Source organism: Rothia sp. HMSC068F09, assembly GCF_001812775.1.
Lineage (GTDB): Bacteria > Actinomycetota > Actinomycetes > Actinomycetales > Micrococcaceae > Rothia > Rothia mucilaginosa_A.
Genome location: NZ_KV810409.1, coordinates 242184 through 266367, shown reverse-complemented (window position 1 = coordinate 266367; position 24184 = coordinate 242184). Strand labels below are relative to the sequence as shown.

15 protein-coding genes are annotated in these 24184 nt (G+C 58.6%); 4 read left to right on the top strand and 11 right to left on the bottom strand.

The features are described from left to right. Positions 1–30: 30 nt before the first annotated feature. The 5 genes from HMPREF2874_RS00975 to HMPREF2874_RS00955 form a co-directional block, all read right to left on the bottom strand. On the bottom strand, positions 31–1602 hold the full coding sequence (locus tag HMPREF2874_RS00975) for an alanine/glycine:cation symporter family protein (RefSeq protein WP_070648543.1): 1572 nt from the start codon (positions 1600–1602) through the stop codon (positions 31–33). Between the two features lie 312 nt (positions 1603–1914). Beyond that, positions 1915–5367: a bifunctional lysylphosphatidylglycerol synthetase/lysine--tRNA ligase LysX gene (gene lysX, locus HMPREF2874_RS00970; protein WP_083309803.1), complete on the bottom strand. Its 3453-nt coding sequence runs from the start codon at positions 5365–5367 to the stop codon at positions 1915–1917. A gap of 42 nt (positions 5368–5409) precedes the next feature. Beyond that, entirely contained in the window at positions 5410–6768 is a 1359-nt protein-coding gene (nhaA, locus tag HMPREF2874_RS00965) for a Na+/H+ antiporter NhaA (protein WP_070648539.1), read from the bottom strand. Between the two features lie 243 nt (positions 6769–7011). Continuing rightward, positions 7012–7536 (bottom strand): ferritin, encoded by a 525-nt coding sequence (locus HMPREF2874_RS00960; RefSeq protein ID WP_049333759.1) that lies wholly within the window; start codon positions 7534–7536, stop codon positions 7012–7014. A gap of 540 nt (positions 7537–8076) precedes the next feature. Further along, positions 8077–8625: a MarR family winged helix-turn-helix transcriptional regulator gene (locus tag HMPREF2874_RS00955; protein WP_070648537.1), complete on the bottom strand. Its 549-nt coding sequence runs from the start codon at positions 8623–8625 to the stop codon at positions 8077–8079. Between the two features lie 1475 nt (positions 8626–10100). Here HMPREF2874_RS00955 and HMPREF2874_RS00950 point away from each other — a divergent pair. Then, entirely contained in the window at positions 10101–10724 is a 624-nt protein-coding gene (locus HMPREF2874_RS00950; RefSeq protein WP_049333763.1) for a superoxide dismutase, read from the top strand. Positions 10725–11244: 520 nt separating this feature from the next. After that, positions 11245–14085: a class I SAM-dependent DNA methyltransferase gene (locus tag HMPREF2874_RS00945; RefSeq protein ID WP_070648535.1), complete on the top strand. Its 2841-nt coding sequence runs from the start codon at positions 11245–11247 to the stop codon at positions 14083–14085. A 147-nt stretch (positions 14086–14232) separates the two neighbouring features. On the opposite strand, the gene HMPREF2874_RS09450 is transcribed toward HMPREF2874_RS00945, so the two are convergent. The 5 genes from HMPREF2874_RS09450 to HMPREF2874_RS00920 form a co-directional block, all read right to left on the bottom strand. After that, the gene (locus tag HMPREF2874_RS09450) at positions 14233–14643 is read right to left on the bottom strand and encodes a hypothetical protein (RefSeq protein ID WP_246823736.1); all 411 of its coding nucleotides are present in this window, start codon (positions 14641–14643) and stop codon (positions 14233–14235) included. A 276-nt stretch (positions 14644–14919) separates the two neighbouring features. Continuing rightward, positions 14920–16662 carry an ATP-binding cassette domain-containing protein gene (locus HMPREF2874_RS00935; RefSeq protein ID WP_141754186.1) on the bottom strand — a complete coding sequence of 581 codons (1743 nt, stop codon included), beginning with the start codon at positions 16660–16662 and terminating at the stop codon, positions 14920–14922. A 544-nt stretch (positions 16663–17206) separates the two neighbouring features. Then, positions 17207–18019, bottom strand: coding sequence for an NUDIX hydrolase (locus HMPREF2874_RS00930; protein ID WP_070648529.1), 813 nt, complete (start codon positions 18017–18019; stop codon positions 17207–17209). A 248-nt stretch (positions 18020–18267) separates the two neighbouring features. Next, complete coding sequence (locus HMPREF2874_RS00925) at positions 18268–18588, bottom strand: putative quinol monooxygenase (protein ID WP_005507364.1); 321 nt, start codon at positions 18586–18588, stop codon at positions 18268–18270. 102 nt (positions 18589–18690) lie between these two features. Continuing rightward, positions 18691–19275, bottom strand: coding sequence for a TetR family transcriptional regulator (locus HMPREF2874_RS00920; RefSeq protein WP_070648527.1), 585 nt, complete (start codon positions 19273–19275; stop codon positions 18691–18693). A 173-nt stretch (positions 19276–19448) separates the two neighbouring features. On the opposite strand from HMPREF2874_RS00920, the gene HMPREF2874_RS00915 reads away from it, so the two are divergent. Together HMPREF2874_RS00915 and HMPREF2874_RS00910 are read left to right on the top strand one after the other, a co-directional pair. Continuing rightward, on the top strand, positions 19449–21014 hold the full coding sequence (locus HMPREF2874_RS00915) for an MFS transporter (protein WP_070648525.1): 1566 nt from the start codon (positions 19449–19451) through the stop codon (positions 21012–21014). Between the two features lie 290 nt (positions 21015–21304). Further along, a complete protein-coding gene (locus tag HMPREF2874_RS00910; RefSeq protein WP_070648523.1) occupies positions 21305–22606 on the top strand; it encodes an NADH dehydrogenase in 1302 nt (433 codons plus the stop codon). A gap of 406 nt (positions 22607–23012) precedes the next feature. Here HMPREF2874_RS00910 and HMPREF2874_RS00905 read toward each other — a convergent pair whose 3' ends face one another. After that, entirely contained in the window at positions 23013–24086 is a 1074-nt protein-coding gene (locus HMPREF2874_RS00905) for an alcohol dehydrogenase catalytic domain-containing protein (protein ID WP_070648521.1), read from the bottom strand. Positions 24087–24184: the final 98 nt, after the last annotated feature.

Sequence of the window (24184 nt, the reverse complement as noted above, 5' to 3'; positions counted from 1 at the left end):
GCTCACGCTCGGTGAACCGCGTCAGCTAGCCTAGCGACCGGCCTTCGCAGCCTTCTTGGCGGCCTTCAGCTTGCGACGCTCGGCCGTCTTCGCATCGTACTCGGCCCAGAACTCGCGGGTCGTCACCACGTCCGTGCCATCCCAAGCCGCAAGGTTCTTAATCTCCGGAAGGTCCGAAGCCCTGAAGATCGGCTCCAGGCCGGCCTTACGCTGCGCCTCGTAATTCTTCAGCACCGCAACAACCTTCGGCGTCATCAGTAGCACCGCCGTCAAGTTCACAATCACCATGCCAGCGTTCAGCATATCCGCGGTCGTCCACACCAGATCCAGCGAAGAAATCGCGCCGAAGAACACGAACACCAGAACCAGCACGCGGAAAATCGTCAGGACCACCTTGTTCCCGGTCACGAAGCGCATGTTCGACTCGCCGTAGTAGTAGTTACCAATCACAGTCGAGAACGCAAACATGAAAATTGCGATAGTCAGGAAGTGAACCGCCCAATCGCCCAGCTGCATAGCCAACGCCGACTGAGTCAGCGAAGCGCCACGCGACTTATCACCGTAGGCCGGGTTCGACAGCAGAACAATAAACGCGGTCACGGTGCAGGCCATCATCGTGTCAAAGTAAACACCCAGGGTCTGCACGTAGCCCTGCTTTGCCGGGTGAGAAATCGTTGCGGTAGCGCCGGCGTTCGGGGCGGTACCCATACCGGCCTCGTTGGTCAGCAGACCGCGCTTCATACCCCAAATCACGGCACCCATGGTACCGCCGGTCACGAACTCCTTAATGCCGAACGCGCCCTGGAAAATCATCAGCAGCATGTTCGGGATCTGGGTGATGTTCAGCAGAACCACCAGCAGACCCAGCAGTAGGTACAGCACCGCCATAATCGGAACCAGCCACTCGGTCACCGAAGAAATCGCGCGAATACCACCGAAAATAATGGCCGCGGTCAGCAGCACCATGACGACGCCCACGACCATGCGGAAGCCCATGGAGTTCGTACCCGACACGTCGATGCCCAGGGAGTTCGAGGTCGCATCCACCACGGCGTTAGTCTGCACAGCAACGAACACGAACGCATAGGTAATCACGATGAACGCCACGAAGATGTAACCCATCCAGCGAGCGTTCAGGCCGCGCTTCATGTAGTACGCCGGACCACCGATGTAGGAATCCTTACCGCGCTCCTTGTACAGCTGACCCAGCAGAGACTCCGCGAAGGCAGAAGCCGCGCCCACGGCCGCGATAACCCACATCCAGAACACAGCGCCGGGACCGCCCATAGCGATAGCCAGGGCCACACCCGCCACGGTACCGGTACCCACGCGGGATGCGGCAGAGACTGTAAACGCACGGAACGAAGAGATGCTCTTCTTACCGTCAGCCTCACGAGCAACCGGGTCACCCAGAACACGGACCATTTCCTTAATGGAACGCCACTGCACGCCGCGAGTACGAATCGTAATGTACAGACCAGCCGCAATCAGGGCGTAGTAGAGGAAGTTGCTCCACATCCAGTTCTGCACAGCATACACGGAAGAAGTCAGTCCCGAGGTCTGCTCATTTATGTCCCCGATGATGTTCAGAAGAAAATCCACTCGGTACTCCAATCTAGAAAGCGCGAAAGCCCACACGTTCACACCGAAGGGTGGGTTACGAGGGGCTTCTCTGCTGGTGATGCGGCTTTAGATCCGCGGCGCGCGGTCAAAATGCGCACGATTAGTCATCTCATTGTGGAGTTCGCGGGCTTCGTTCGGCAACTTAAAAGTGGGGCAGAGCTCAAATTGTAACGAATACTTAATATAGGGTCGGGTTAAACATTCACGCCCCGGCGGGCCGCGAAGAGGCGGTGCCGGGGCGAGAAGGCGCGGTGCTGTGCCCTATCCTTGCCCTCTAATCTTGGCGGGACTTCACGAGCGCCGGGGTTTCACGAACGGGAACGAAAGCACGCCGCGAATCTGCGTCTGGGCCAGTAGCATCACGAGGCGATCAACGCCCAGACCCAGGCCGCCGGTCGGGGGCATACCCGTCTCCAGAGCGTACAGGAAGTCCTCATCCACCTCCATTGCCTCCGGGTCACCCGCGGCGGCCTTCAGCGACTGCTCCGTCAGACGCTCACGCTGCACGAGGGCATCCGTCAGCTCCGAATAAGCGCACCCCATCTCCATGCCGTTAATGACCAGGTCCCAGCGCTCCGCCAGGCCCGGTACGCTGCGATGCGGAGCCGCAAGCGGGCTCGTTTCCGCCGGGAAATCCGTGTAGAACGTCGGTTCCACGGTGACGGCCTCCACCAGCTCACCGTACAGCTCCTCGATGATGGCGCCCGGCCCCATGCCCTCGTGGACGCGCACCCCGTGACGCTGCGCGAGGGTCAGGAGCTCCTCGAAATCCGTCTGCAGGTCGACGCGGCGGCCCAGCGCCTCCGAAAGGGCATCGCACACCGAAACCACGCGCCACGGGCCCGAAACATCCGTCAGTACGCGCTCCGACGAGGACTTGGGGCCAAGGGGCAGCTGAACCGTGCCGAACACGGCCCGCGCGGCGTCCTTGATGAGCCGTTCGGTCAGCTGGCGCATCTGCACGTAATCGGCGTGGGGGCGGTACGCCTCCAGCACCGTGAATTCGGGGTTGTGGGTTGCGTCCGCACCCTCGTTGCGGAAGTCTCGGCCCAGCTCGTACACCGGGCCGCTACCGCCAACCACCAGGCGCTTGAGGTACAGCTCGGGGGCGATGCGCAGCGTCAAATCCTCGCCGTAGGCGTTGATGTAGGTACGGAAGGGGCGTGCGCTCGCCCCGCCGTGCACCGTGTGCAGGATGGGGGTCTCGACCTCGAGGAAGCCCTCGGTGTCCAGACGCGCGCGCAGTGCCTTGATAACCGCCGTGCGTAGGCGCAGGTTGTGCATCTGATCGGGATTCACGATCAGATCGGTCGAGCGTCGGCGCAGGCGGGCCTCGGGGTCGGTGAAGGAATCGAAGGGGATGGGGTGCAGGCTCTTAGCGGCCATACGCCATCCGGAGGCGATGAGCGAGGGGGTGCCCGTGTGGCTCGTGCCGTAGGTGCCGGTGGTTTCGATGAGGTCACCGGTATCGAGAGCTCGGGAGGCGAGGGTTAGGAGCTTCTCACCAACGAGCTCACGCTCTAGGATGACCTGCAAGGTCTTGCCGGCCTCAAAGAGCGTCACAAAGAGGACTCCACCGTGGTCACGCAGAGCGCGAACGCGGCCCGAAACAGTATATTCTTTTCCGGGAATATTTTGGTGAGAGAATATATCGAGGGCCTCGGGCACGCTGAGCACCATAACAGAGCCATCCCAACCGTGGGTTTTGGCGACATCCTCACCCTCGATGGGGTACGGGTTCATGCCGGCATCGCGCAGCTCCTGCAGGTGGCGCAGGCGGTGCTGCGTCTGCTGGCTACGGGGCACCTGCGGGTGCTCCTCGGCGCGCACCTGCTGCATCTCGCGCAGAAGAACCAGCTCACCCTCGCTCAGCGTGCGATGCTCCTCCCGCGAGCGTCGGGCGGACAAATCCGGCAGGAATCCCTCCGCCACGCTCGCCGCAACCGCAACGTTCACAAGCGCCAGCGTCGGCTCGAAAGCAAGGTAGCGGGGTACCCAACGCGGGGAGAACTTCAGGTTGAAGCGATACAGGCGACGCAGCTGCAAGAAACGGTCAAGCACGCCCAGGGAACGGGAAGCGAAACGGTTCCACGCCGAGGCACCCACCCGGTCGGCCGCGGCGAAAATCTGCCCAAACATCGCGAAATTCAAGGACACCCTGCGCACGCCGAGCGAAGCGGCCTGCTCCATGAGGGAGGCCACCATGAACTCCACCACCCCGTTGGGGGCCTCGGGGGAGCGGCGCATGACATCCAGAGAGAGCCCCGTGGGGCCCCAGGGTACGAAGGACAGCAGGGCCACCATGCGGCCCTCACCGTCGTGGGCCGATACCAGAACCGTGGACTGATCCGCCGGATCATTGACGCGGTTCAGGGCCATGGAGAAGCCGCGCTCCACGCGACCGTGCCGCCACGCCTCAATATTGTGCTGGACCTGCCGCTTCTGGGTATCGTCAAGCTCGGAGTAGCGGCGAATCTGCACCCCGTACCCACCTCGGCGCACACGTTGAACGGCCTGGCGAACCGCAAGCATCGAGGTGTCGTTGAGGGTGAATCGGTCGGTCTCGAGCACCGCCTCCTCGCCCATCTGAAGCACGCTCAGGCCCGCGCGACTATAGGCGCGCGCACCGGCCTCGCTGACGCTCAGGGCCGCTGGAACCCAACCGTAGCTGCGGGCCTGCAGCATCCAACGTTCGATGACGTCCTGCCAGGCGTGCGGATCGCCCACGGGGTCGCTGGAGGCCAGGCACACCGAACCCACAGTGCGGTAAGTGATGGCCGCCCTGCGGTCGGAGGAGAAGATGACCTGCTTATCGCGACGGGTCGCAAAGTACGAGAGGGAGTCGTTTGCGCCGTAGTGCTGCAGCAGGGCACGAATCTGTAGCTCCTTCTCGCCGTCCCACTCGTCGGGGGCGCGGTACCCGCGGGCCAACTGGTAAAGAGCCAGCACGAGGAAGAGACCATCGCCGACGGAGGCGATAAAGCCCACGACATCGGCGGACCACAGTCCCGGATGCATACGCTCGATGCCTAGCCCGTGCAGCAGCAACTCCCACGCTGAGACGTGGCGCAGCTCGGGCCACCAACCCACCTTGCAGAGGTACCACAGGGCAAGGGTCGTAAGGGCAATACCGCCCACCGCGGTCGCCAGGGCCCCGGCCCAGGAGAGGCGCCCCACGCGCGCGGGGAATGCCGAACGAATCGTCACGAGGAAGGGAACCAGCAGCGCGGCGCACAGAATCGAGAGCGTGTCGATGCTCGAGGAGAAGAGCCGGTCCTTGGGCATGATGCCGGCGGGAAAAAAGAGGGTGAAAGCGCTGTGCGAGGCCAGGAGAGCGCCGAAAATCTGGAAGGCAATGACGACGTAGAGGGCGGCGCGTTTACGAGCGATAAGCCCGGAAACCACCACAATCAGGGTGATGGCGCTGGGCAGAGTGTGCGTGGACGGGATGTTGAACAGGTCGGCAATGACCTCCCACCAGGTAAACCCGCGGCCGTGGCGCAACGGCGAGAGAATCCACGCGAACGAGGTGAGAATCGCGGCAAACGAGTACACCCCGATCACCCAGCGTGCCGAAATTTCCGCGTACCGGGAGGGGACGGCGAGTTTCTGCCGCCTCCTGCCGGTTGAGCGGTGGCGAGCATGCCCATCCGATACGTATTCCGCGCGTTCCGCGGGGTTGTCCGTCGTGCGACGGCCCCCAAGGGGAGTGCGGTTTTCGGTGTTTTCGATGCGGTGAGACATGGTTATCTTCGGCTGGGAATCGGGGTGTATCAGGTGAGCGTTTTAGGCCTTCGGCTCGGTCTTCGGGTCACGGTAGGTTCCCTCGAAGACGTCGGGGATGCCGTTGTCGTCAGCGTCCACGCTTTCCTTCTCAGCCAGGGCACGGTAGTGCTTGTTACGGCGAGACAGGATAGCCGCACCCACAACAGCAGCCAGAACAGAGCCGACGAGAATCGCAATCTTTGCGTCCTCGGTGTGCGGGGAGCCGTGCGGGAAGGACAGCTCAGCCACCAGCAGGGACACGGTGAAGCCGATACCGCCGGTTGCAGCCAGACCGACCACGTCAATCCAGGCGACGTCCGGGTCGAGGTTAGCGTTCTTGAATCGGGTCACGAGCCAGGTGGTGCCGAAAATACCGATGGTCTTACCTGCAACCAGCGCAACCATGATGCCGACCGCCACGGAGTCGGTGAGGGCGCGTCCGAGGCCTTCAAAGCCGCCTACAGCCACACCCGCGCTGAAGAACGCGAAGATGGGCACGCAGATGCCGGTAGAGAGGGGGCGGAAGCGGTGCTCCAGCACCTCTGCCAGGCCGTGTTCAGCGTGCGCTGCCTCGGAGCGTGCGGACATCTTCACGGGCACCAGGAAGCCGAGAACCACACCGGAAATGGTGGCGTGAATACCGGATTCGAGGAAGAGCGCCCAGGTGATGACGCCCAGGGGGAATAGAAGAATCCATGCGGCGAGCGGCTTCAGGTGCAGCATGGTCTCACCGCGGTACGCGATGAACGCGAAAAGGGCGAGGGGAATCAGCGCGAAGAGCAGGTACTCGCCGTGGAAGTTATTGGTGTAGAAAATCGCGATAATGCAGATTGCGATGAGGTCGTCGACAACAGCCAGGGTCAGCAGGAAGACACGCATCGCCGAGGGGAGGAAAGTACCCACGGCGGCGAGAACAGACACCGCGAACGCAATATCGGTTGCGGTGGGGATAGCCCAGCCGTGCAGTGCGGTGGGGCTGGTGAAGTTCAGTGCCGTGTAGATAATTGCGGGCACTGCAACACCACCGAAAGCAGCCGCAATCGGCACAATTGCGGTGGAGGGCGACTTGAGGTCACCAATCACGAATTCCTTCTTCAGCTCCAGGCCGGTGAGGAAGAAGAAAACGACGAGCAGGCCGTCCGCCGCCCAGGTGCCGATGCTCATCTGCAGGTGGTTGAAACCGGGGATGACCGGGCCGACCACGGTGTCTCGCAGACCGAAGTAGAAGCTGGATGCGGGGGTGTTGGCGAGTACTACTGCCAGCACCGTTGCGATAAGCAGGACGGTACCGCCGACGGATTCTGCGCGCAGAATGTCGGCTACGCGGCGTGAGTTGCTATATGAGCCGCGGCTGAGGGTATCTGGGTTGGTGTGAGTCATTCTCTCCTCTTTCTGCCGCGATATTATGCGGCATCTAAGGCTTTTAAGTTTACTCTGCACTGTATGAGTATTCGAGTATCCGCTGGCGGCTTTTAGCTCCTGGACGGTGCACTGTGGTGAGTTTTCAGGTGTTAAATGCATAAACGTTCCGCCCTCGCCGCGGTGTGCGGGGAGGGCGGAACGTTAAATATTCTGCAGCTATTCTGCGGGCTCGACTAAGGGCCTAGCCGCACGAATACGAGATTATGCGCCTGCGATTGCGGGTGCGCCGGACTCCTGACCGTGGTCGTCGCCCAGCTCGCGTGCAACGTAGTTCTCCAGGTCGAAGAGGTTGCCGTTTGCGCGCTTTACAACGGTTACGAGGGTCTCCATGGTTGCAACTTCCTCAACCTGTTCCTTCAGGAACCAGAGGATGAACTGCTCGCCCAGTGCGTAGTTCTCAGCGCGTGCTGCGGAGAACAGTGCCTCGATCTGGCCGGTGACAACCTTCTCCTGTGCCAGGGACATGTCAACGATTTCCTGGACGTTCTCGAAGTCGTTCTTGACGGCGGGAACAGCGGGGATCTCGACCTTGTGGCCGCGGTCCAGCTTGTACTGAACCATCATGAGTGCGTGCTCGCGCTCTTCGAGGGACTGGCGGTAGAAGAACTTAGCCAGCTGGGGCAGGTCCTCACCGTCGAGCCAGATAGCCATGGACAGGTACTGGTGGGATGCTGCGAACTCGTGGCCGATCTGCTCATTCAGAAGGTCGTAGAAAGACTTGGACATATGGTTTCTCCTTATATGGTGATTGCTTCTGGGCGCCGGACGGCGCGGTGCAACCTGTTGGTATTTATCGTACGGGGTACTGTGGGGCGTGTACAGAGAGAAAAGGCTAATCGGTGGGGCAGATGAGGTACCCCTGACATATTGTCACCATTACCCTTAGCGGAAAACCACGCACACCCGCGGCCGTGGCGGGGTAGTGGGGCGCAGTTCCGCGGTATGCCGGGGCACAACGGGGCATGAGCCGGATGCGTCGGGCCGCTTGTCTTGCCTCGTGCGGGGAAGTTGATGGCCCTCTCTGTGGTTTTCTGCGGGGTGGTCTTGAATCTTCGACGATGAGAAAAATTTTTAAAAATTACATGGGAACCCGTTGTAATACTTTGGATTATTCCTTTTTGGAGGCCTCTGAGTGGCAGGAATTTCGCCGGCGGGCCGTTAAAGCGGCGCACGCCTCCTTCCGAGGGGTTGATGTGCCGAACTCGGTAGGAGGCGTGCTTAGTTGTGCAGGGGAGTGTGTTCACTCGAATACGCCGCGGGCAACACTTAGCCCTCGGGGTACTCCCCACGTTTTAAAGCATCGATTGAGATGACATTCGAGGGGGTGTTGCCCAGGACTGCCTCGCCAATCTCCGCAAGCTGCTTGACCTGCTGGGGGGTGAGGTGGTCAAAAATCTGGCGGCGCACCTCAGCGACGTGGCCGGGGGCTACTTCCTGAACCTTCTTCTGGCCGGCCGGCAGGAGGTGACAGATGCTGACGCGGCGATCTTCCGCGCTGAGGGAGCGGCGCACGTAGCCGTCCTTCTCGAGGCGGGCCACCACGCGGGAGAGGCGCGCGGGGAGAGTATTTGTGGTGATGGCCAGTTCGGTCATGGTCAGAGAGAGGTCGTCTGACTCGGAAAGCATTGCGAGCACCATGTACTCGACGAAGCTAATGCCGGCCTCGCTCTGAAGCTGGTTCTCGAGGCGGCGGGTGAGGTTAAAGATGATGGAGCTGATAAAGAGCCAGCCCTCACGTTCTTCGGCAGAGAGCCAGCGCGGAGACTCAAGGCTTGCAGTGCCGTCCGGTTGCTGCGGTGTGGTCGGTGTGGACACGGAATCGGTTCCTCTTTTATCGGATGTGAATTTTATCGAATAGGAACTCTCCGAGGGAGAGATGTGGTGTGGTTGGCACCCATTGTAGCGAAGCAACAACCGCTCAAGGTTGAAATTGGTACGGTCAAGTAATACTTGACACTTTGGTGCTAATTTTTAGGAGGGTGCTAGGGTTGTCGATTTATAAGCATCAAGTGCAAAAACAGCAATCTGCATAGTGACCCAAGACACTTATAAAAAGATTTCCACCGCAAGTATAAACGAGAATGACTCAAAAATCATCTTTGGCCCACCGGGTGACTTCCGCGGAATATCAAGGATTTTAGGGGTATTGATGAAAATTCTGGAGAGTGCAAAGAACTTGCCCTGGGTGAAAAATAACAAAACGATAACAAATTTTTTAAAAAAACCCCGGTTTTAGGTTTGCAGACGTTATGAAACCGTGTACACTGGTTACATAACGGGGTCGAAGGAAGCCTCCGAGGCGAGACCGGAAGCTCGCTTCGATAGGTTCGACTCTCTATTTATCGGTGATTGTCGTCGGTGTACGAGTAACTCGTATTTCTACCGACGGATGTGCGGTGCGGATGCAGTTCGTGGTTGGGCTGCATTCCGTACCGTATCTTTTTAATTGCGTTTCTCTATCACTCACTCAAGAGCATCCCACCGCGGGATGCTCTTTTCTTTTGCCCTTTACGCCCCGACGTCGGCGTCGACGGAAATTTGGCACTCTGGTGCGGCTCCTCGGGGTAGTTTGATTCCCTGGCGTTCCGGGGGTACGTCTCCCCAATCTTGTCTCCCCCCGTTCCTGTCGGAAAAGAGGTTATCCACAGGAGTTTTCCACAGTGTGGAGAACTTACATGCGTGTGATTCTTGCTCCCTGCGCAGGGGGACCGATGTGCCTTAAAAATTCTGGGCGGCTGGAAAATTCTTGTAATTACAGGCTTCTGCGCTCGTTAAAACCGAGGGGGAATTCTTAAACCGAAAGGTTTCTCGCCTTTAAATCCGCGGATGTAGATTTTCTCCACAGTTGTGGATAACCCTGTGCACTTAATCCACCGCCTCCGGCGTAAGGAGGCGCGTAAGATCGCTCGGCGGCCCTGTTGGCACTCAATATTTTGGCTAGTAGAAGGAAAAACGCCTCGAATGAGGGCGAAAATTCTGTAGTTTATCCCCCGCACATCCCCAAAATAGGATGTTATCCACAGAAGTTTTCCACAGTGTGGAGAACTTACAGCACTGTTATTCACATGAGTGCATACCCCGATATTTCAAGGCAGAATAGGGTGCCGAACCTGAAAATCCTGTTGATACACAGGATTATCCACAGGTGTGGGGAAAGGTCTTTACTTAAAATCCACAGGCTCGAGCGAGGTCTTACATAAATGTGACGCTCCCCAACTCATGAAAAGTAAAGTAAACGCTACGCTGGTAATCTTTAATACAAGCCAAGTTTTCTAATGAAAGGCATCATCATGGCTGAAAAGTACACCCTCCCCGAGCTCCCCTACGACTACGCGGCGCTCGAGCCCCACATCTCCGCAAAGATCATGGAGCTGCACCACGATAAGCACCACGCAGCATACGTTGCAGGCGCTAACGCAGCTCTCGAACAGCTTGAAGAGGCACGCGAGAACGGTGCATACGGCAACGTCTCCAAGCTCTCCAAGGACCTGGCATTCAACCTGGGTGGCCACACCAACCACTCCATCTTCTGGAACAACCTGTCCCCCGAGGGTGGCGACAAGCCCACTGGCGAGCTGGCAGCAGCAATCGACGAGTTCTTCGGCTCCTTCGACAAGTTCCGCGAGCACTTCACCAGCGTTGCACTGAGCATCCAGGGCTCCGGTTGGGCAATCCTCGCGTGGGACACCGTCGGCAAGCGCCTCATTATCGAGCAGCTCTACGATCAGCAGGGCAACATCTCCGTTGCACTGATCCCCGTTCTGCAGCTGGATATGTGGGAGCACGCATTCTACCTGGACTACCAGAACGTCAAGGGCGACTACGTCAAGGCATTCTGGAACATTGTGAACTGGGCAGATGTTCAGGCTCGCTTCGAGCGCGCAGTGTCCCAGACCAAGGGTCTGGTCCTCTAATCTAAGGTTTTCGCCGAAGCGGTGACGTAGCCGCGGCGGAATAACCGAAACGGGTGCCCGGCGCCTCCACATTCGGAGGTGCCGGGCACCCGTTCGTTTGTTTATCCCTGAACCACGTGGTGCGTCAGAGAACGCGAGATTCTAGACGGTTACTGCGTGGTATACCGAGCCGCGGCGTCCCAAACGCGCTTTTTGTTCTACAAAACCTCGTTGGATTAGCTTGGGTAATGCGTAACGTACCTGCCGTGCACTCAACTCGGTGCTTTCCGTCTGGACGGTCTGCTCAATCGGGTCTATGCTCGCTGCAGAACGGTCTGTGATGCTCAAGGATTCTCCTAGTTCAAGGTCTTAACACTAGAGAATATGGATGTTCCGGATGGAAAACGACCCGATTCTTGACCTTGTGCGCGGGAGGCGTAGAAGCGGGAGCAGAACCTAGGTGACGAGGTACCTGCAAGGTTCAGATAAAGACTATGTATGATAAGGATGTTTGTATATCACACTCACTGGTAGGAGCACCATGTCTGCTGTATTTAAGCGACCTGACTACTATGACCGGCAGAAAGCAATTGACCATCTGCGAGACTTTGCAAGGTTCTGGACCCAAGAACGTATTCAGCAATGGCGCGATGACAATATTAAGAACCAAGAAAAGCAGTACGCACAGCAGTTTTGGTCAGATCTTCTCAGGAGCTTTGGGATTATTCCTGAACGAATTAGCTTGTTCGAACGCAACGCGGAGCGCACCAGCACTGGGCGAAATGGATATATCGATTTCTTCATGTCTGGTATCGCTATTGGCGAGGCAAAGAGCCTTGGTGAAAATCTTGACGCGGCAGAGGAACAGCTTTTCGACTATCTTGATTCCATTAGTCAGAATGAGTACCCGAAATATGGCATGGTTTCTGATTTTGAGCGTATTCGTATTATTCGCCTGGACGGTTCCGAGCCAAAAGTTGAGCTTCTTACCCGCGATATTGCAGACTATTACGACTCATTTGTTTTTCTAATTGGTAAGGAAAGCGTATCAAGGCAGGAGCAGGAAGAAGCTTCGATTGTTGCGGCTGATCTTATGGCGGAGCTCTATACCTCGTTTCTAGGCGATGACACCGATATACCGGTGGGAGAGGATGCTCCGAAGGACGCTGAAGAAGAAGATGAGCGTGTACAGCAGACGTCGATTCTGATGACTCGCTTGCTTTTCCTGCTCTACGGTGATGATGCGGGTTTGTGGCCTGCCGATCTTTTTTATCGCTGGGTAGAGCAGGAGACGACGTCATCATCACTAGGGCCACAGTTAAACCAGCTTTTTCAGGTGTTAAATACTCCGCCAGCTCGCCGTTCTCATCGCATGAGTGATTTAATGGCGCAGTTCCCATACGTTAATGGCGGTATTTTCAAAGATTCGTTGGATGCTGAGTTCTTCACAGAAGAGAGCCGTGAAGCTCTCTTGGATGCATGCCGTTTTCAATGGAATCGAATTTCGGTTGCTATCTTTGGCGCTATGTTTCAGCTGGTCAAATCCAAAGAAGCACGTCGTGCTGCGGGCGAGCATTACACCAGCGAGAAGAATATTCTGAAGACTCTTGAACCACTGTTCCTGAGTGAATTTCGCAAAGAGGCGGATCGTCTGATTCGCAATAAGACTACCTCTTTGAAGGACTTTGATAATTTCCTCAATGATCTTTCGACTCATGTGTTCTGTGACCCGGCCTGTGGAGGCGGTAACTTCCTGAACCTTGCGTATGCGAAACTACGTGAGATTGAGACCGACGTGTTGATTGAGAAGCGTAACCGTGGCGGTGAGTTTACAGCTTCACTGGATATTTCTATTGACCAGCGTCTTTCTATCAATCAGTTCTATGGTTTTGAGATTAACTGGTGGGCGGCAAAGATCGCTGAAACTGCAATGTTCTTGGTAGACCACCAGGCGAACCTGCGTCTTGCACAGGCCCTTGGGGACGCCCCGAATCGCCTACCGATTGAGATTGCTGCCCATATTATTCACGACAACGCGCTTCGTCTGAATTGGAAGAAAGCGATTCCTGAGCCAAAGGGGAAGACCTATATTTTTGGTAATCCTCCTTTCATCGGCGCTCGCTTAATGAGTAAGGCCCAGAAAGCAGAGCTTACTGAGGCTTGGGGTAATGCAAAGGGAGTCAAGAATCTTGACTATGTTACCGGTTGGCACATTAAGACGTTAGATTTACTGCGGGATCGGGTTGGAGAATTTGCGTTTGTAACCACTAACTCTATTGCCCAAGGGCAGAGTGTTCCCTTACTCTTCGGCACAATTTTTCACGAAGGATGGCATATTAAATATGCTCACCAGACTTTTGCGTGGGATTCCGAGGCACCAGGCCAAGCTGCTGTTCACTGTGTGATTGTTGGATTTACGCGCAAGAGAGGTACAAAGCCTCAGCTATTCTCGTACGAGACACCTAAAGGCGAGCCTCAAGAAAAAACTGTGTCGCAAATTAATGCCTACCTTGTGGAAGGCCCTAACGTACTCGTACGTGAACAGAAAACTCCACTTTCTCCAGTAATTACTCCAGCTATATTCGGAAGTATGGCAAATGATGGTGGGCATCTTGTTGTCAAGAAACAGGACTATGCGGTGGTCGCGGCCGACCCAATCGCCGCAAAATACTTGCGACCGTTCTACGGTAGTGAAGAGCTTCTTCACGATAAAGAACGGTGGTGTCTATGGCTTGAAGATCTCTCAGCTAGTGAATTGACAAAGTCATCAATACTGAAAGAGCGAGTCAATGCGTGTCAAATGCATCGTTCTTTAAGTACTCGTGCTGCTACAAGAAAACTGGCAGAGTATCCAACACTATTCGGGGAACCTCGTCAACCTAGGAACGATTATCTAGGAGTTCCAAAAGTAGTAAGTGAAAATCGTAAATACTTCATAGCACAACCTATGTCATCCAATGTGATTGCCAGTGATCTATTATTTACAGTTAATGACCAATCTGGGGTTGCTTTTGCTTTAATATCGTCGTCTATGTTTATCACATGGCAGAAGACTGTAGGAGGCCGTTTAGAATCGCGTATTCGGTTTGCTAACACGGTTACATGGAATACTTTTCCTGTACCTAACTTAGATGAGAAAACCCGCCAGAAAATTATTGCCGCCGGTCAAAAAGTTTTGGAAGCGCGAGCGCTCCAACCTGGTGTGTCGCTCGCAGATCAGTACAATCCTCGCGTTATGAAACGTGAGCTTCGTAAGGCTCACGATGCTTTAGATAGCGTGGTGGATAAAGCTTTTGGAGCATCGCGGAAACTCACTACTGAATCACAGCGTCTAGAGCTTTTGTTCCGGCACTACCTAGAGTTAACGCAAAGGCAAGGATAGTAAGTTGCTGCGGGAGCGTGCTCCCTCTGGCTCGTTACTTCGCCAGCTTCGGAATGTTATTGGGTTCCTCGCGTGTTCGGAATAACGTCCCTCAGCGTCTCAACCGCCCCTGCCGTTCCGGGAGCGGCGGTTGAGACGCCCGAGTAATTACCCCGTCTGCGAGGCGAAAAGCTGGGCGAAATGTGAGTTGCGCGCCATTAGTTCGGTGTAGGTTCCCGATTCGACGATTGCGCCCGCATCCATCACGTAAATACTGTCGGCATGGCGGAGGGTCCAGGCACGGTGCGAGACCAGAATTGTCATGTGTCCCGCCACAAAGAACGCAGCCGGAAGGCTCGTGCCTGCAATTGTCGCGCATAGCAGCAGAACCATCGCCACGGCAGCACAGAGAGTCACCACGGAATTTGCCTGCGTGGGAATCTCCTGCTTCGTAAGAGATTCACGGGCTGCACGAAGATGCTTCTGCATCTCGGGTTCACTCATCACCTCGGGATTCACCCGCGCCAGGGTGGTATTGAGTTTCTGATGCACGGCGGCATTCACGCGCGCCTTCGTCATGGTGAAGAGCGACTGCTCGCCCGCTGCACCAGAAGGTACGCCGCCACGAGGGCACCGATTACCGTGGCCTACGTGAGTGATGCTGTAGTATCGCCAGAAGCCACCGAACCCACCGCAGCATTCACCAGCACCACCTGCGCGCCCGGCATGAACGTAAGAAGCAGGGTCGTACAAACCGCGGCAAGGAATGGAACGGGTGCCCGGCGCCTCCACATTCGGAGGTGCCGGGCACCCGTTCGTTAAGCCCCGGGTTGCCGGTTCGAGGCGCTATTCGGCCTAGAGCGCCAGCGTGCGGTCAATGCGGATGCGGCGGCAGAAATCCTCATCATGACTCACCACAATGAGCGCGCCGGTGTATGCTTCGAGCACCTGCACCAGCCAGTCCACCGAAGAAATGTCGAGGTTATTCGTCGGCTCATCCAGCATGAGTAGCTGCGGCACCGGGTCGGCCAGAAGCACCTGCGCCACCGCGGCACGGAAACGCTCACCACCGGAGAGCTCACCGGTCTTGTGGTGCACGCTCTCTCGGCGGAAGAGCAGGCGCGCCAGTTGGTCACGCAGATGCTGTTCGCTCACGCCGGGATTAGCCCGCTGCACACTCTGCAGGAGGGTCAGCTGCGGGTCGAGGGTGATGCGCTGAGGAATGTACGCCCCCTCGAGGCAATAGTCGACGCGGTAGGCGGGCTGCACGGGGGAGCGGTACTCCGGGTCTTGTGCGTGGGCAATTGCCTCAAGGAGGGTGGTCTTGCCGCTGCCATTCGCGCCGGTGATGCGCAGATGCTCGGGGCCGCTGAGAATCAGGTGTTCTGGGTACTCCGCAGGGGTTCCCTGCCGGCTCTCACTATCAGTCTCAGTGGGTGAAAAATGCAGAGAATCAACCTTAGTGGGTTGCTGAACAGTAAATGTTTCACGTGAAACCCGAGAATCAACACGGTGAGAATCAACCCTATGTAGCTCCAGCACCTTGCGACCTGCGGGTAGGGGCTGCTGGCTCAGCTCGGCATAGATTTTCTCCTGCACGCGCACCTCATCCTGGGCGTTCTGGTATTCCTCCTGAGCCTGCTCCTGCTTGCCGACGCGCAGAACTCGAAGCTTTGCCGCCGCCTGACGTGAGGCGTCCTTGGCGAGGGCAAGAATCGTGTCCGGCTGGTCGTCCTTCCACACCTGCGCCATGTTCTTCGAGATAATCTCCTGTGCCTGCACCCACTCGCGATGCGCCGAACGCACCCGGTTCTTCGCCTCACTCACGCGGCGCTGAGCCGCCTGCTGCTCGGTGTCCAGCGCCTGCCGGTAGGTGCTGTAGTTACCCTCAAAGAGGCGCAGATGCGCCAGCCCCTGGCGGTCGGCGTGAAGCTCCGCAATCACGTTTACACGCTCCAGCAGATCGCGGTCGTGGCTAATGATGAGCGCCGGGCAGGGCAGCGCCTCCAGCGCCGTGAAGAGCTGAGCCTTCGCCGCGGAATCCAGGTTGTTCGTCGGCTCATCGAGCAGAATGAACTCGGGGTCAGAAACCATCAGCGAGGCAAGTGCGGCAATGACCGCCTCGCCACCGGAGAAGCTGCGCATACTGCGAGCAAAGAGCGCGCGAACCGCCTCCGGACTATCGCGATCAACCAGTGCCGCCGGGGTGAAACCGTAGGTCGCAAGAGCCGCCAGAGTGCGCTCCTCAACGTCCCAGTTATTGCCAATAGTGTCGTAGAGTTCGGGGGAGTATTCGCCGGATTCCACTGCCTGTAGTGCCCGCAGAATCTCGGAGATTCCGCAGAGCTCGGCGAGGGTCTGTTCCCGATCCAGACCCAAATCCTGAGGCAGATACGCCATGCGTTCCGGTGCCGCCAAAGAACCGGAATCCGGGGTCAAATCGCCCAAAATCAACCTCATGAGGGTTGTTTTTCCGCAACCGTTGTCGCCAATGAGTCCGGTCAGAGGTGCCGAAAACACCGCCGAAAGGTCTACAAAAAGTGCGGGCTCACTCGGGTGCGCGTACGAAATATGGTCGAGTGTAATGTGAAATGACATGGGCCGAGTTCCTTCGAGTAGGTGCTCGGGTCCCTCAATCGCCGGCGTAAAAGCCCTGCGGAGATTACGAGAAGGAGGTCCGCCTTAAGGGCGCGAAAAAACCCGAGCGTAACGGTGGATGTACCTGTGCCCGGGTGCATGCGCGCTGACGGAAATACGCAGAAAAATGGAAGCGCGCAGGGAGAATGTGCCTGCGCAAAAAGCTGCGTGAGCGCGCGAAAAAACTGTTAGGTCCGGGCTTATGCTCGGTGGGTCATTTCTTCGATGCCTCCTAGATTCCGAATACCACCCCGGTCGTGCCTTGGGTGGCTTCGGTCAAGCGATATGTTCAGTCCCTTAGGCTACCCCCACGGTGGGGTAGCGCGGATAGAGAGCTGATGGCTCAAGCATAGAAACTGTGCGGGTGCTGAGTCAAACACCCTCCCGCAAAACCGTCTGACAAGTGCCGATACCCCTTAGAGAATGCAAAAGGAAGGGCGACACCACGCGGTGCCGCCCCTCCTATAAGCATTAAATCTGCGCGCGTAAACCGCGCGAAACGCTATTACGCCTCGCGGCGCTCGCGGTACATACCCAGCGGGCCCGCATCCGCGTACGCCTGAGCGTCGTTGTAACGGTACAGGCGCGGCGGGCGGTGACGGGTGCCCTCCACGCGGCGGCCGGTGTCAATAATCGACTTCGACGCCGCAATCTGGCGGCGGAAGTTCGCCGGATCCAGGGTGCGGCCCAGAATTGCCTCGTACACCTCACGCAGCTGCGCCAGGGTGAATTCCTCGCCCAGGAAGGAGTGCGCAATACGCGAGTACTCGACCTTGTTCTGTAGGCGGTAGAGTGCGTACTCAATGATTTCGTTGTGGTCGAAGGCGAGCTCGGGCAGCTCATCCACCGGGAACCAACGGATGTTCTCGTGCACGCGGGTGTTCGCGACCTCGGTGGCGGGAATCGACGCCCAGTACACCACGGAAACCACGCGCTCGTGATCGGCGGCGGGGGTGGGAACCGGGGCTCCGCTCAGGCGGGCGGCGCGTGCCTCGGGGGCGCGCAGAACGTCGCCGAACGCGTAGAGCTGCTCCAGGTAGCCGGGCTCCAGGTTGGTGGCACGCTTCAGGGTAAAGCCGGCCGCCTCCTCCAGGGAGAGGGTCGGCTTAAGGGGGCCGCCGGGTAGCGCCCACTGGTCCTTGTAGGGCTCGCGGAGGCGGCGAACCAGCGGTAGCCACAGGGTCGGGTGGGTCTCGTTCTCCTTGGGGCGCAGGGCTAGGATAACGGTTGAAACGGCGAGGGATACGGAAGAGTGGTCCACGTCGTTGTGCTCTTCAACGGCGACTGCGCCGGGAAGAGGCTCAGATGCGATGCTCATTCAGGCCTCCTGTGCGAATGGGTATCGATAGGTGTGCATACTCTACTCATTTTAAGGGGTTAATAGGGTAAAAATGCACGCAAGGTGCCTAGTACCCAGAAAACGTGCATCATCTGTGCTGTGTCAAGGGGAAAAAGTTTAGGTGTGGCGCACGCGAAAGCGCCCCTCCTGCCTGTCCACAAGAACAGTGCGGAGGGGTGCTCGAGGGTCTAACTATGCAATTCTAGGGTGCATATCAGCGGTGCAGACTAGTCAATCTGCAGCTCGCCCATAGCGTCCCAGCCCTCGCCGTCAACCAGGCGAGAAACAATCTTCGGGGTTGCGGTCAGCATGGGGCGCATGTCCTTCAGAGCCTGCTGGAAGTGGTCAGAGTTCACATGCGGGCCAGCGGCGTCATCGTTGAAAGCTTCGAGCAGAACGAACTCGTTCGGGTCCTCGATGCTGCGGGACCATTCGAAGAACTTGTTGCCCTCCTCGGCGCGGGTTGCCTCGGTGAAAGCGCGGGTCTTCTCAATCCACTGGTCTGCGTATTCGGGCTTGACGGGGAACTTTACGGCAATAAAGATCATGGGAACTCCTTGGTTGGGGTGATGACGTATTACTTCAGTTTAAACCCTCGGTGCCTGTCGGTGCTCGGGTTTTCATCGGGGTGGTCGCGCGTGCGGGGGTCGTTAATCGGCAACCACCGCGGCCTTGAGAACCCGTAGTGCGCGTTCCAGCGCGGCGCGGTCGGACGTGAGCATGTCGGCGGTCTGCGGGTTGGCGGAGCCGCCTCCGAAGGCCGCGTTGTAGTACATTCCGTCACCCAGAAGTAGCACGGCGCGGGCGATGCGTTCGTCGCCGAGCTCGGCAAGAATGAGCGAGTGCCACCCCTCCTGTACACGGGCTAGGGTTTGCTGGGCGAGCTCATTATTGTTCTGAGCCAGGCGGCTGAGGGCAATGAGGGCCCGGTCGAACGGGGTGTTATCCGGCGTGGAGGAATTGATGTAGTAGGTGCTTGCCCCCTCGGGCGCCTGTTCCATTGCCGCGAAGTCCTCTTCGGCCAGGGTGACGGTGCGTTCGGCGAGTGCCTCGAGCAGGGCCTTCTTGGAGGAGAAATGGTAGAGCAGCCCGCCCTTGGACACCTTCGCGGCGGTGGCGACGGCGTCGAGGGTTGCGGCGCGTTCTCCGGTGTGAATCAGCAGGTCGACGTAGGTGTCGAGGATGTGCTCGCTAGAGTTATTGGCTCGTTGTTTGCGGTGGTTGGGAGTGCTCATGGGTACCAGTCTAACCGCTTGAAACTATACCGTCCAGTTGGTATAGTTAATCTTCGCCTGTTGGGCCGCGCCGGGAGCACACCGTCCCGGACCACCCCAAAAAAGACAGGCCGAGCTGATGCCGCCGCGTCCGCCGCATCAGCCGACACCTTATAGACGCACGAAAACAACCCATGACGAATCACAATCCGCACACCACGGCTCTGCCCATTCACGCCCCCGACCAGAAGACCAAGCGCTGGGCGGCACTCGGTGTGCTCATGCTCCCGGTGCTCCTGGTCTCCATCGACAACACAGTGCTTGCCTTCGCGGTGCCCGCAATCGCTAAGGCGCTGAGCCCCTCCTCCGCGGAGCAGCTGTGGATCGTTGACTCCTACTCCCTGGTGCTCTCCGCCCTGCTCGTGCCCATGGGCGCTATCGGTGACCGCATCGGTCGCCGCAAGCTGCTGCTCATCGGCTCGACCGGCTTCGCGGCAATCTCTGCGCTCGCGGCATTCGCGCCCTCCGCGCTGATGCTCGTGGTTGCCCGCGCCCTGCTTGGCATTTTTGGCGCCATGCTCATGCCGGCAACCCTGTCGATTATTCGCAATATCTTTGTGGATGCGACCGAGCGCCGCATCGCTATTGCCGTGTGGGCTTCGGGCTTCTCGGCGGGTGCGGCGCTGGGCCCGATTGTGGGTGGTTTCCTGCTGGAGCACTTCGACTGGGGTTCGGTGTTCCTGCTCGCTGTGCCGATTCTGATTCCTCTGCTGATTCTCGCCCCGATTATGGTTCCCGAGTCGAAGGACCCGAACCCCAGCCCGGTGGATCCGCTGAGCATCCTGCTGATTATGACCGGCATGACCGGCATTACCTTCGGTCTGACTCACACCTCCGAAACCGGGTTCGATGCGGTGGCTATCAGCACCATCCTTGCCGGCCTGTGCTTCATTGTCCTGTTCGTGCTGCGTCAGCTCAACCGCGAGAAGAACGATATTCAGCCCATGCTGGATGTGCGCCTCTTCCGCAACACCGTGTTCACCGGCGCGATTACCGCAAACCTCATCTCCATGATGGTGGACGTTGGCTTCATCTACTTCGCCTCCCAGCACCTGCAGTTGGTCTCCGGTCTGCCGCCCATGTACGCCGGTATGCTGCTGATTCCCGGTACCCTGGCGATCATTATCGCCGGTCTGGTGATTGCGCGCGTGGCGGTGCACTTCCACCCGGCGCAGGTGGTGTCTTTCGGTCTGGCGCTCCACGCTGCCGCGTTCGCGGTGCTCGCCTTCCTGGGTGCGCACAACGACTTGGTGATTATCCTGATCTTCATTGTGCTCGGTACCGGCATCGGTATTGCGCAGACCATTTCGAACGACCTGATGCTCTCCAGCGTGCCGCCGCGTAAGGCGGGTGCGGCATCCGCGATTTCTGAGACCTCCTACGAGACGGGTGCGGTGCTCGGTGCCGTCATCATCGGTGGTATGCTCACCGCCGTCTACCGTGCGAACGTGGTCGTGCCCGCCGGTCTGGATGAGACTCTCGCCGATAACGCCCACGAAACCCTCGGCGGTGCCGTGACGGTCGCAAGCCAGGTGGGTGGCGAGCAGGCAAATCAGCTGCTCTCCTCCGCATTTGCTGCCTTCGACTCCGGCGTGGTGCTGAGCTCCGCGTTCAGCGCCGTGCTCATGGGTGTTATGGCTGTTATCAGTTACCTCATGATCCGCAAGGCTCCTCGCGAAATGAAGCCCGCAGAACACTAAACGCAGAACACTAATATCGCCCCCGTTCGTCATGGGTCCGCCGCCCGCCCCGGCCTTCTTCGGAAGCCGGCGCGGGCGGCGTTGCGTTACCCGGAGGTGCTGCCCCGGGGGCGCCGCGCGAACCGGCGACCCGTCATGCGGATTTTCTAGCCCGCGCACAGCCGGTCACAGGTACGGGTGGTACGGTAGAATCCGGAAGATATTGCACCCGAGGCAACGCCCGGCCCGCGTGCGCGCGGAACCCGGGGCGACCGAAACCCCGGTACACGCGTTCAACGAGAAAGGCCGGAATGGGACTCAAAGACTGGATTGCACCCTTCATCACCCTGCTGATCGGTGCCAGCACCATCTTCATCTCCTATAAGAACTATCAGGCGCAGGCGGCGGCAAAGCCCTCCGAGCTGGCGCGACTGGAACTGTGGAGCAAGCTCCTCACCGAAGCCGGCATGGAAATTAGCGCCCTGCCGCCCGCCGATGAGCTGACCTCCGATCAGCGCGTCGTCCTGGAGAATTACCGGGTCTTCCTCAAGCGCGCCTCCCTAGAATCGAAGCTGCGTAAGGTCGGCATCGACAGCAACCGTATCTTCAGCCTGCTCATGAAGCGCGCCCACTCCTCGGTCAAGCCCACCCCCATCCAGATGGGCGACTCAATTAGCTACTACCGCCTGATTCTGCGTGCCCTGCTGTACATTTGGGTTCCGCTGGCCGTGATTTTCATCGGCGTGCCCATCATCGTGGTCACCATCGCCTACCTGATTGGCCTCTTCACGAACCACCGTGGTGACCTGTCTGACTTTGCGCTCTCCCCGCTGGCCGTGATACTCCTCATCCTGGGCGCGGCCGCCGTGGGTGCCCTCGTCATCCTGCAGAACCGCATCATCTCGGCCATTATCGCGAACAACGTGTACTTCTACTTCTGGGATATTTACGGGTCCAAGAAGAACTCCCGCGACTCGGCCCACGCCTACAGCGAGCGCCTGGCGGCTAAAACCTACGCCGACCAGCTGTTCCTTGGTCAGCAGGAGTTCGCCCACCAGTTCCGCGAAAATATGTACATGGCGGGTATTCAGGAGATTGACGAGTACCCGCGTGTGCTCAGTGATAGCGTGATGCTGCCGCGTAACTACCGGGTTGTTGAAACCACCGAGGGTGAGGACCGCATCGACCGCTTCGTGAACTGGGTGCGTTCTAAGATTGGCTTCGAGCGTCTGGAACCGCGCATCATCTACACGCTCGAACATAAGGACGCCCACAAGGATGAGCAGAAGGATTCCGCGCACGGTGAGCCGGTAGCTACCGAGCAGGGTGTTTCTGGGCAGCCCGTAGAGACTCCGGCTCAGGATAAGCAGGAGGATGTGCAGAAGGCTCCGGAGGCGCCTATCTCGGAGGAGCCCATCGTTGCGGAGGTGCCCGTTGAAGCGCCTGCCGAGGATCCGGCTGATGCACCCACCGAGCCCGTCACCGGAAGTGCCACCGAACCCTCCGCCGCAGCAGTTGCCGTATCCGGGGCAGACGACCCCACGGAGGCGTTCACCCGCATCCCGCACGATGCCGCCAGTGAGGAACCCGGCGCTGAGAAGCCCAAAAACTAAATAGCCCGCCCGGAACACAGAAAACCCCGGAGTACAGAAAATCCCCGCAGCGCCGGAATCCGGGCATGAGAAAAGGGTCGCAGCCTACGAGTTCGCCGTTGAACCGTAAGCGTACGACCCTTTTCTTTATTCTCTTCGGGGGCGCGCGAAATCGGAGGTACCGCGCGTTCCAGAAGAGCCTATCGATGCGCTCGTCGTGCATCGTACCGGCCATCTCGCCGGGTAGCCGGCGGGCGCATCACGTCTTTCGAGCCGTCCGCTACCGCGGACGGGGGATCCGCTCCCCGGGTGAGTCCTACCCTTTCTCACCCGGGGGCGCATCGAGGGACGTTCACGGTGTCATGAACCATCCCACCGGAACCCCACACTCAACACAGGAGTTCCGGGACCTTGACGGTATGCGTGCCTACCGAGGCGTGGGGGCGTCCTCGCGAGCGATAACAACCTTGACCGCGTTGTGCTCGGTCGCGTGCCCGAAGACGTCGTAGGCCTCCTCGAACTGGTCGAAGGAGAAATGGTGCGTCGCCATGGCCTTGGCGTTCAGGCGGCCGGAGCGAACCATGTTCAGCAGGTTGCCCACGGTGTTGCAGTTGACCAGGCCCATGTTGATGTTCACGTTAGAAATCCACATGGTGTTCAGCGGCAGCTCAACGGGCTTGCCGTGCACGCCGGCGTTCGCGATGTTGCCGTAGGGGCGAACAATCTTGGTGCAGGTCTCGAAGGTCTGCGGAACGCCCACGGCCTCGATAGCGACGTCTACGCCCAGGCCGTCGGGGGAGAGGGCCTTAATCTTCTCGATGAAGTCCGGGTCGGCCGCGTTGACCTTATCGGTGGCACCCAGCTCCAGGGCCTTGTCCATGCGGTTCTCGTCGAAGTCGACGGTGATGACGCGACCGGCACCGCAGAGGTTAGCGGTCATAATCGCGCCCAGGCCCACCGGGCCCGCACCAATCACGGCGACGGTATCGCCGGGCTTGGTGTTGCCGTTGAGAATACCCATCTCAAATCCGGTGGGTAGCGCGTCGGTGAGGAAGAGGACGTCCTCGTCGCTCAGACCCTCCGGAACCAGGTGGACCGAGGTCTCTGCGTAGGGAACACGCACGTACTCGGCCTGCGTACCGTCAATCATGTAGCCGAAAATCCAGCCGACGCCGCCGACGGTCTGGCAGTGCGAGGGGCGGTTGGCCTTGCAGTACGAGCACTTGCCGCAGCTGGTCACGGCCGGAATGATGATGCGGTCGCCGACCTTCAAATCGGTTACCGCGGAGCCCACCTCGGTGATGGTACCGACAGCCTCGTGGCCGAGGATGCGCCCGTGCTCCACCTCGGGGCAGTCACCCTTGAGGATGTGCAGGTCGGTACCGCAGATGGTGGTGGTGTCCACGCGTGCGATGACGTCCGTGGGCTCGAGGATGGTGGGGTTCGGGACTTCCTCCCAGGCGCCCTTCTGGTCGGGGCCGTGGTAAACATACGCTTTCATGCTGACTCCTCCGTTGAAGTTCATGTAAGGGGTAGCGATGACGTTATCACTGCCGATATCAACCTATAAGAAGTGTTTGATAGGTTGTACTTTCATTA

Coding starts and splice junctions, on each gene's coding strand:
- HMPREF2874_RS00905 (WP_070648521.1), bottom strand. CDS start 24,086: ATGAAAGCGTATGTTTACCACGGCCCCGACCAGAAGGGCGCCTGGGAG.
- HMPREF2874_RS00925 (WP_005507364.1), bottom strand. CDS start 18,588: ATGATCTTTATTGCCGTAAAGTTCCCCGTCAAGCCCGAATACGCAGAC.
- HMPREF2874_RS00960 (WP_049333759.1), bottom strand. CDS start 7,536: ATGTCCAAGTCTTTCTACGACCTTCTGAATGAGCAGATCGGCCACGAG.
- lysX (WP_083309803.1), bottom strand. CDS start 5,367: ATGTCTCACCGCATCGAAAACACCGAAAACCGCACTCCCCTTGGGGGC.
- HMPREF2874_RS09450 (WP_246823736.1), bottom strand. CDS start 14,643: ATGACGAAGGCGCGCGTGAATGCCGCCGTGCATCAGAAACTCAATACC.
- HMPREF2874_RS00945 (WP_070648535.1), top strand. CDS start 11,245: ATGTCTGCTGTATTTAAGCGACCTGACTACTATGACCGGCAGAAAGCA.
- HMPREF2874_RS00920 (WP_070648527.1), bottom strand. CDS start 19,275: ATGAGCACTCCCAACCACCGCAAACAACGAGCCAATAACTCTAGCGAG.
- nhaA (WP_070648539.1), bottom strand. CDS start 6,768: ATGACTCACACCAACCCAGATACCCTCAGCCGCGGCTCATATAGCAAC.
- HMPREF2874_RS00935 (WP_141754186.1), bottom strand. CDS start 16,662: ATGTCATTTCACATTACACTCGACCATATTTCGTACGCGCACCCGAGT.
- HMPREF2874_RS00915 (WP_070648525.1), top strand. CDS start 19,449: ATGACGAATCACAATCCGCACACCACGGCTCTGCCCATTCACGCCCCC.
- HMPREF2874_RS00910 (WP_070648523.1), top strand. CDS start 21,305: ATGGGACTCAAAGACTGGATTGCACCCTTCATCACCCTGCTGATCGGT.
- HMPREF2874_RS00930 (WP_070648529.1), bottom strand. CDS start 18,019: ATGAGCATCGCATCTGAGCCTCTTCCCGGCGCAGTCGCCGTTGAAGAG.
- HMPREF2874_RS00950 (WP_049333763.1), top strand. CDS start 10,101: ATGGCTGAAAAGTACACCCTCCCCGAGCTCCCCTACGACTACGCGGCG.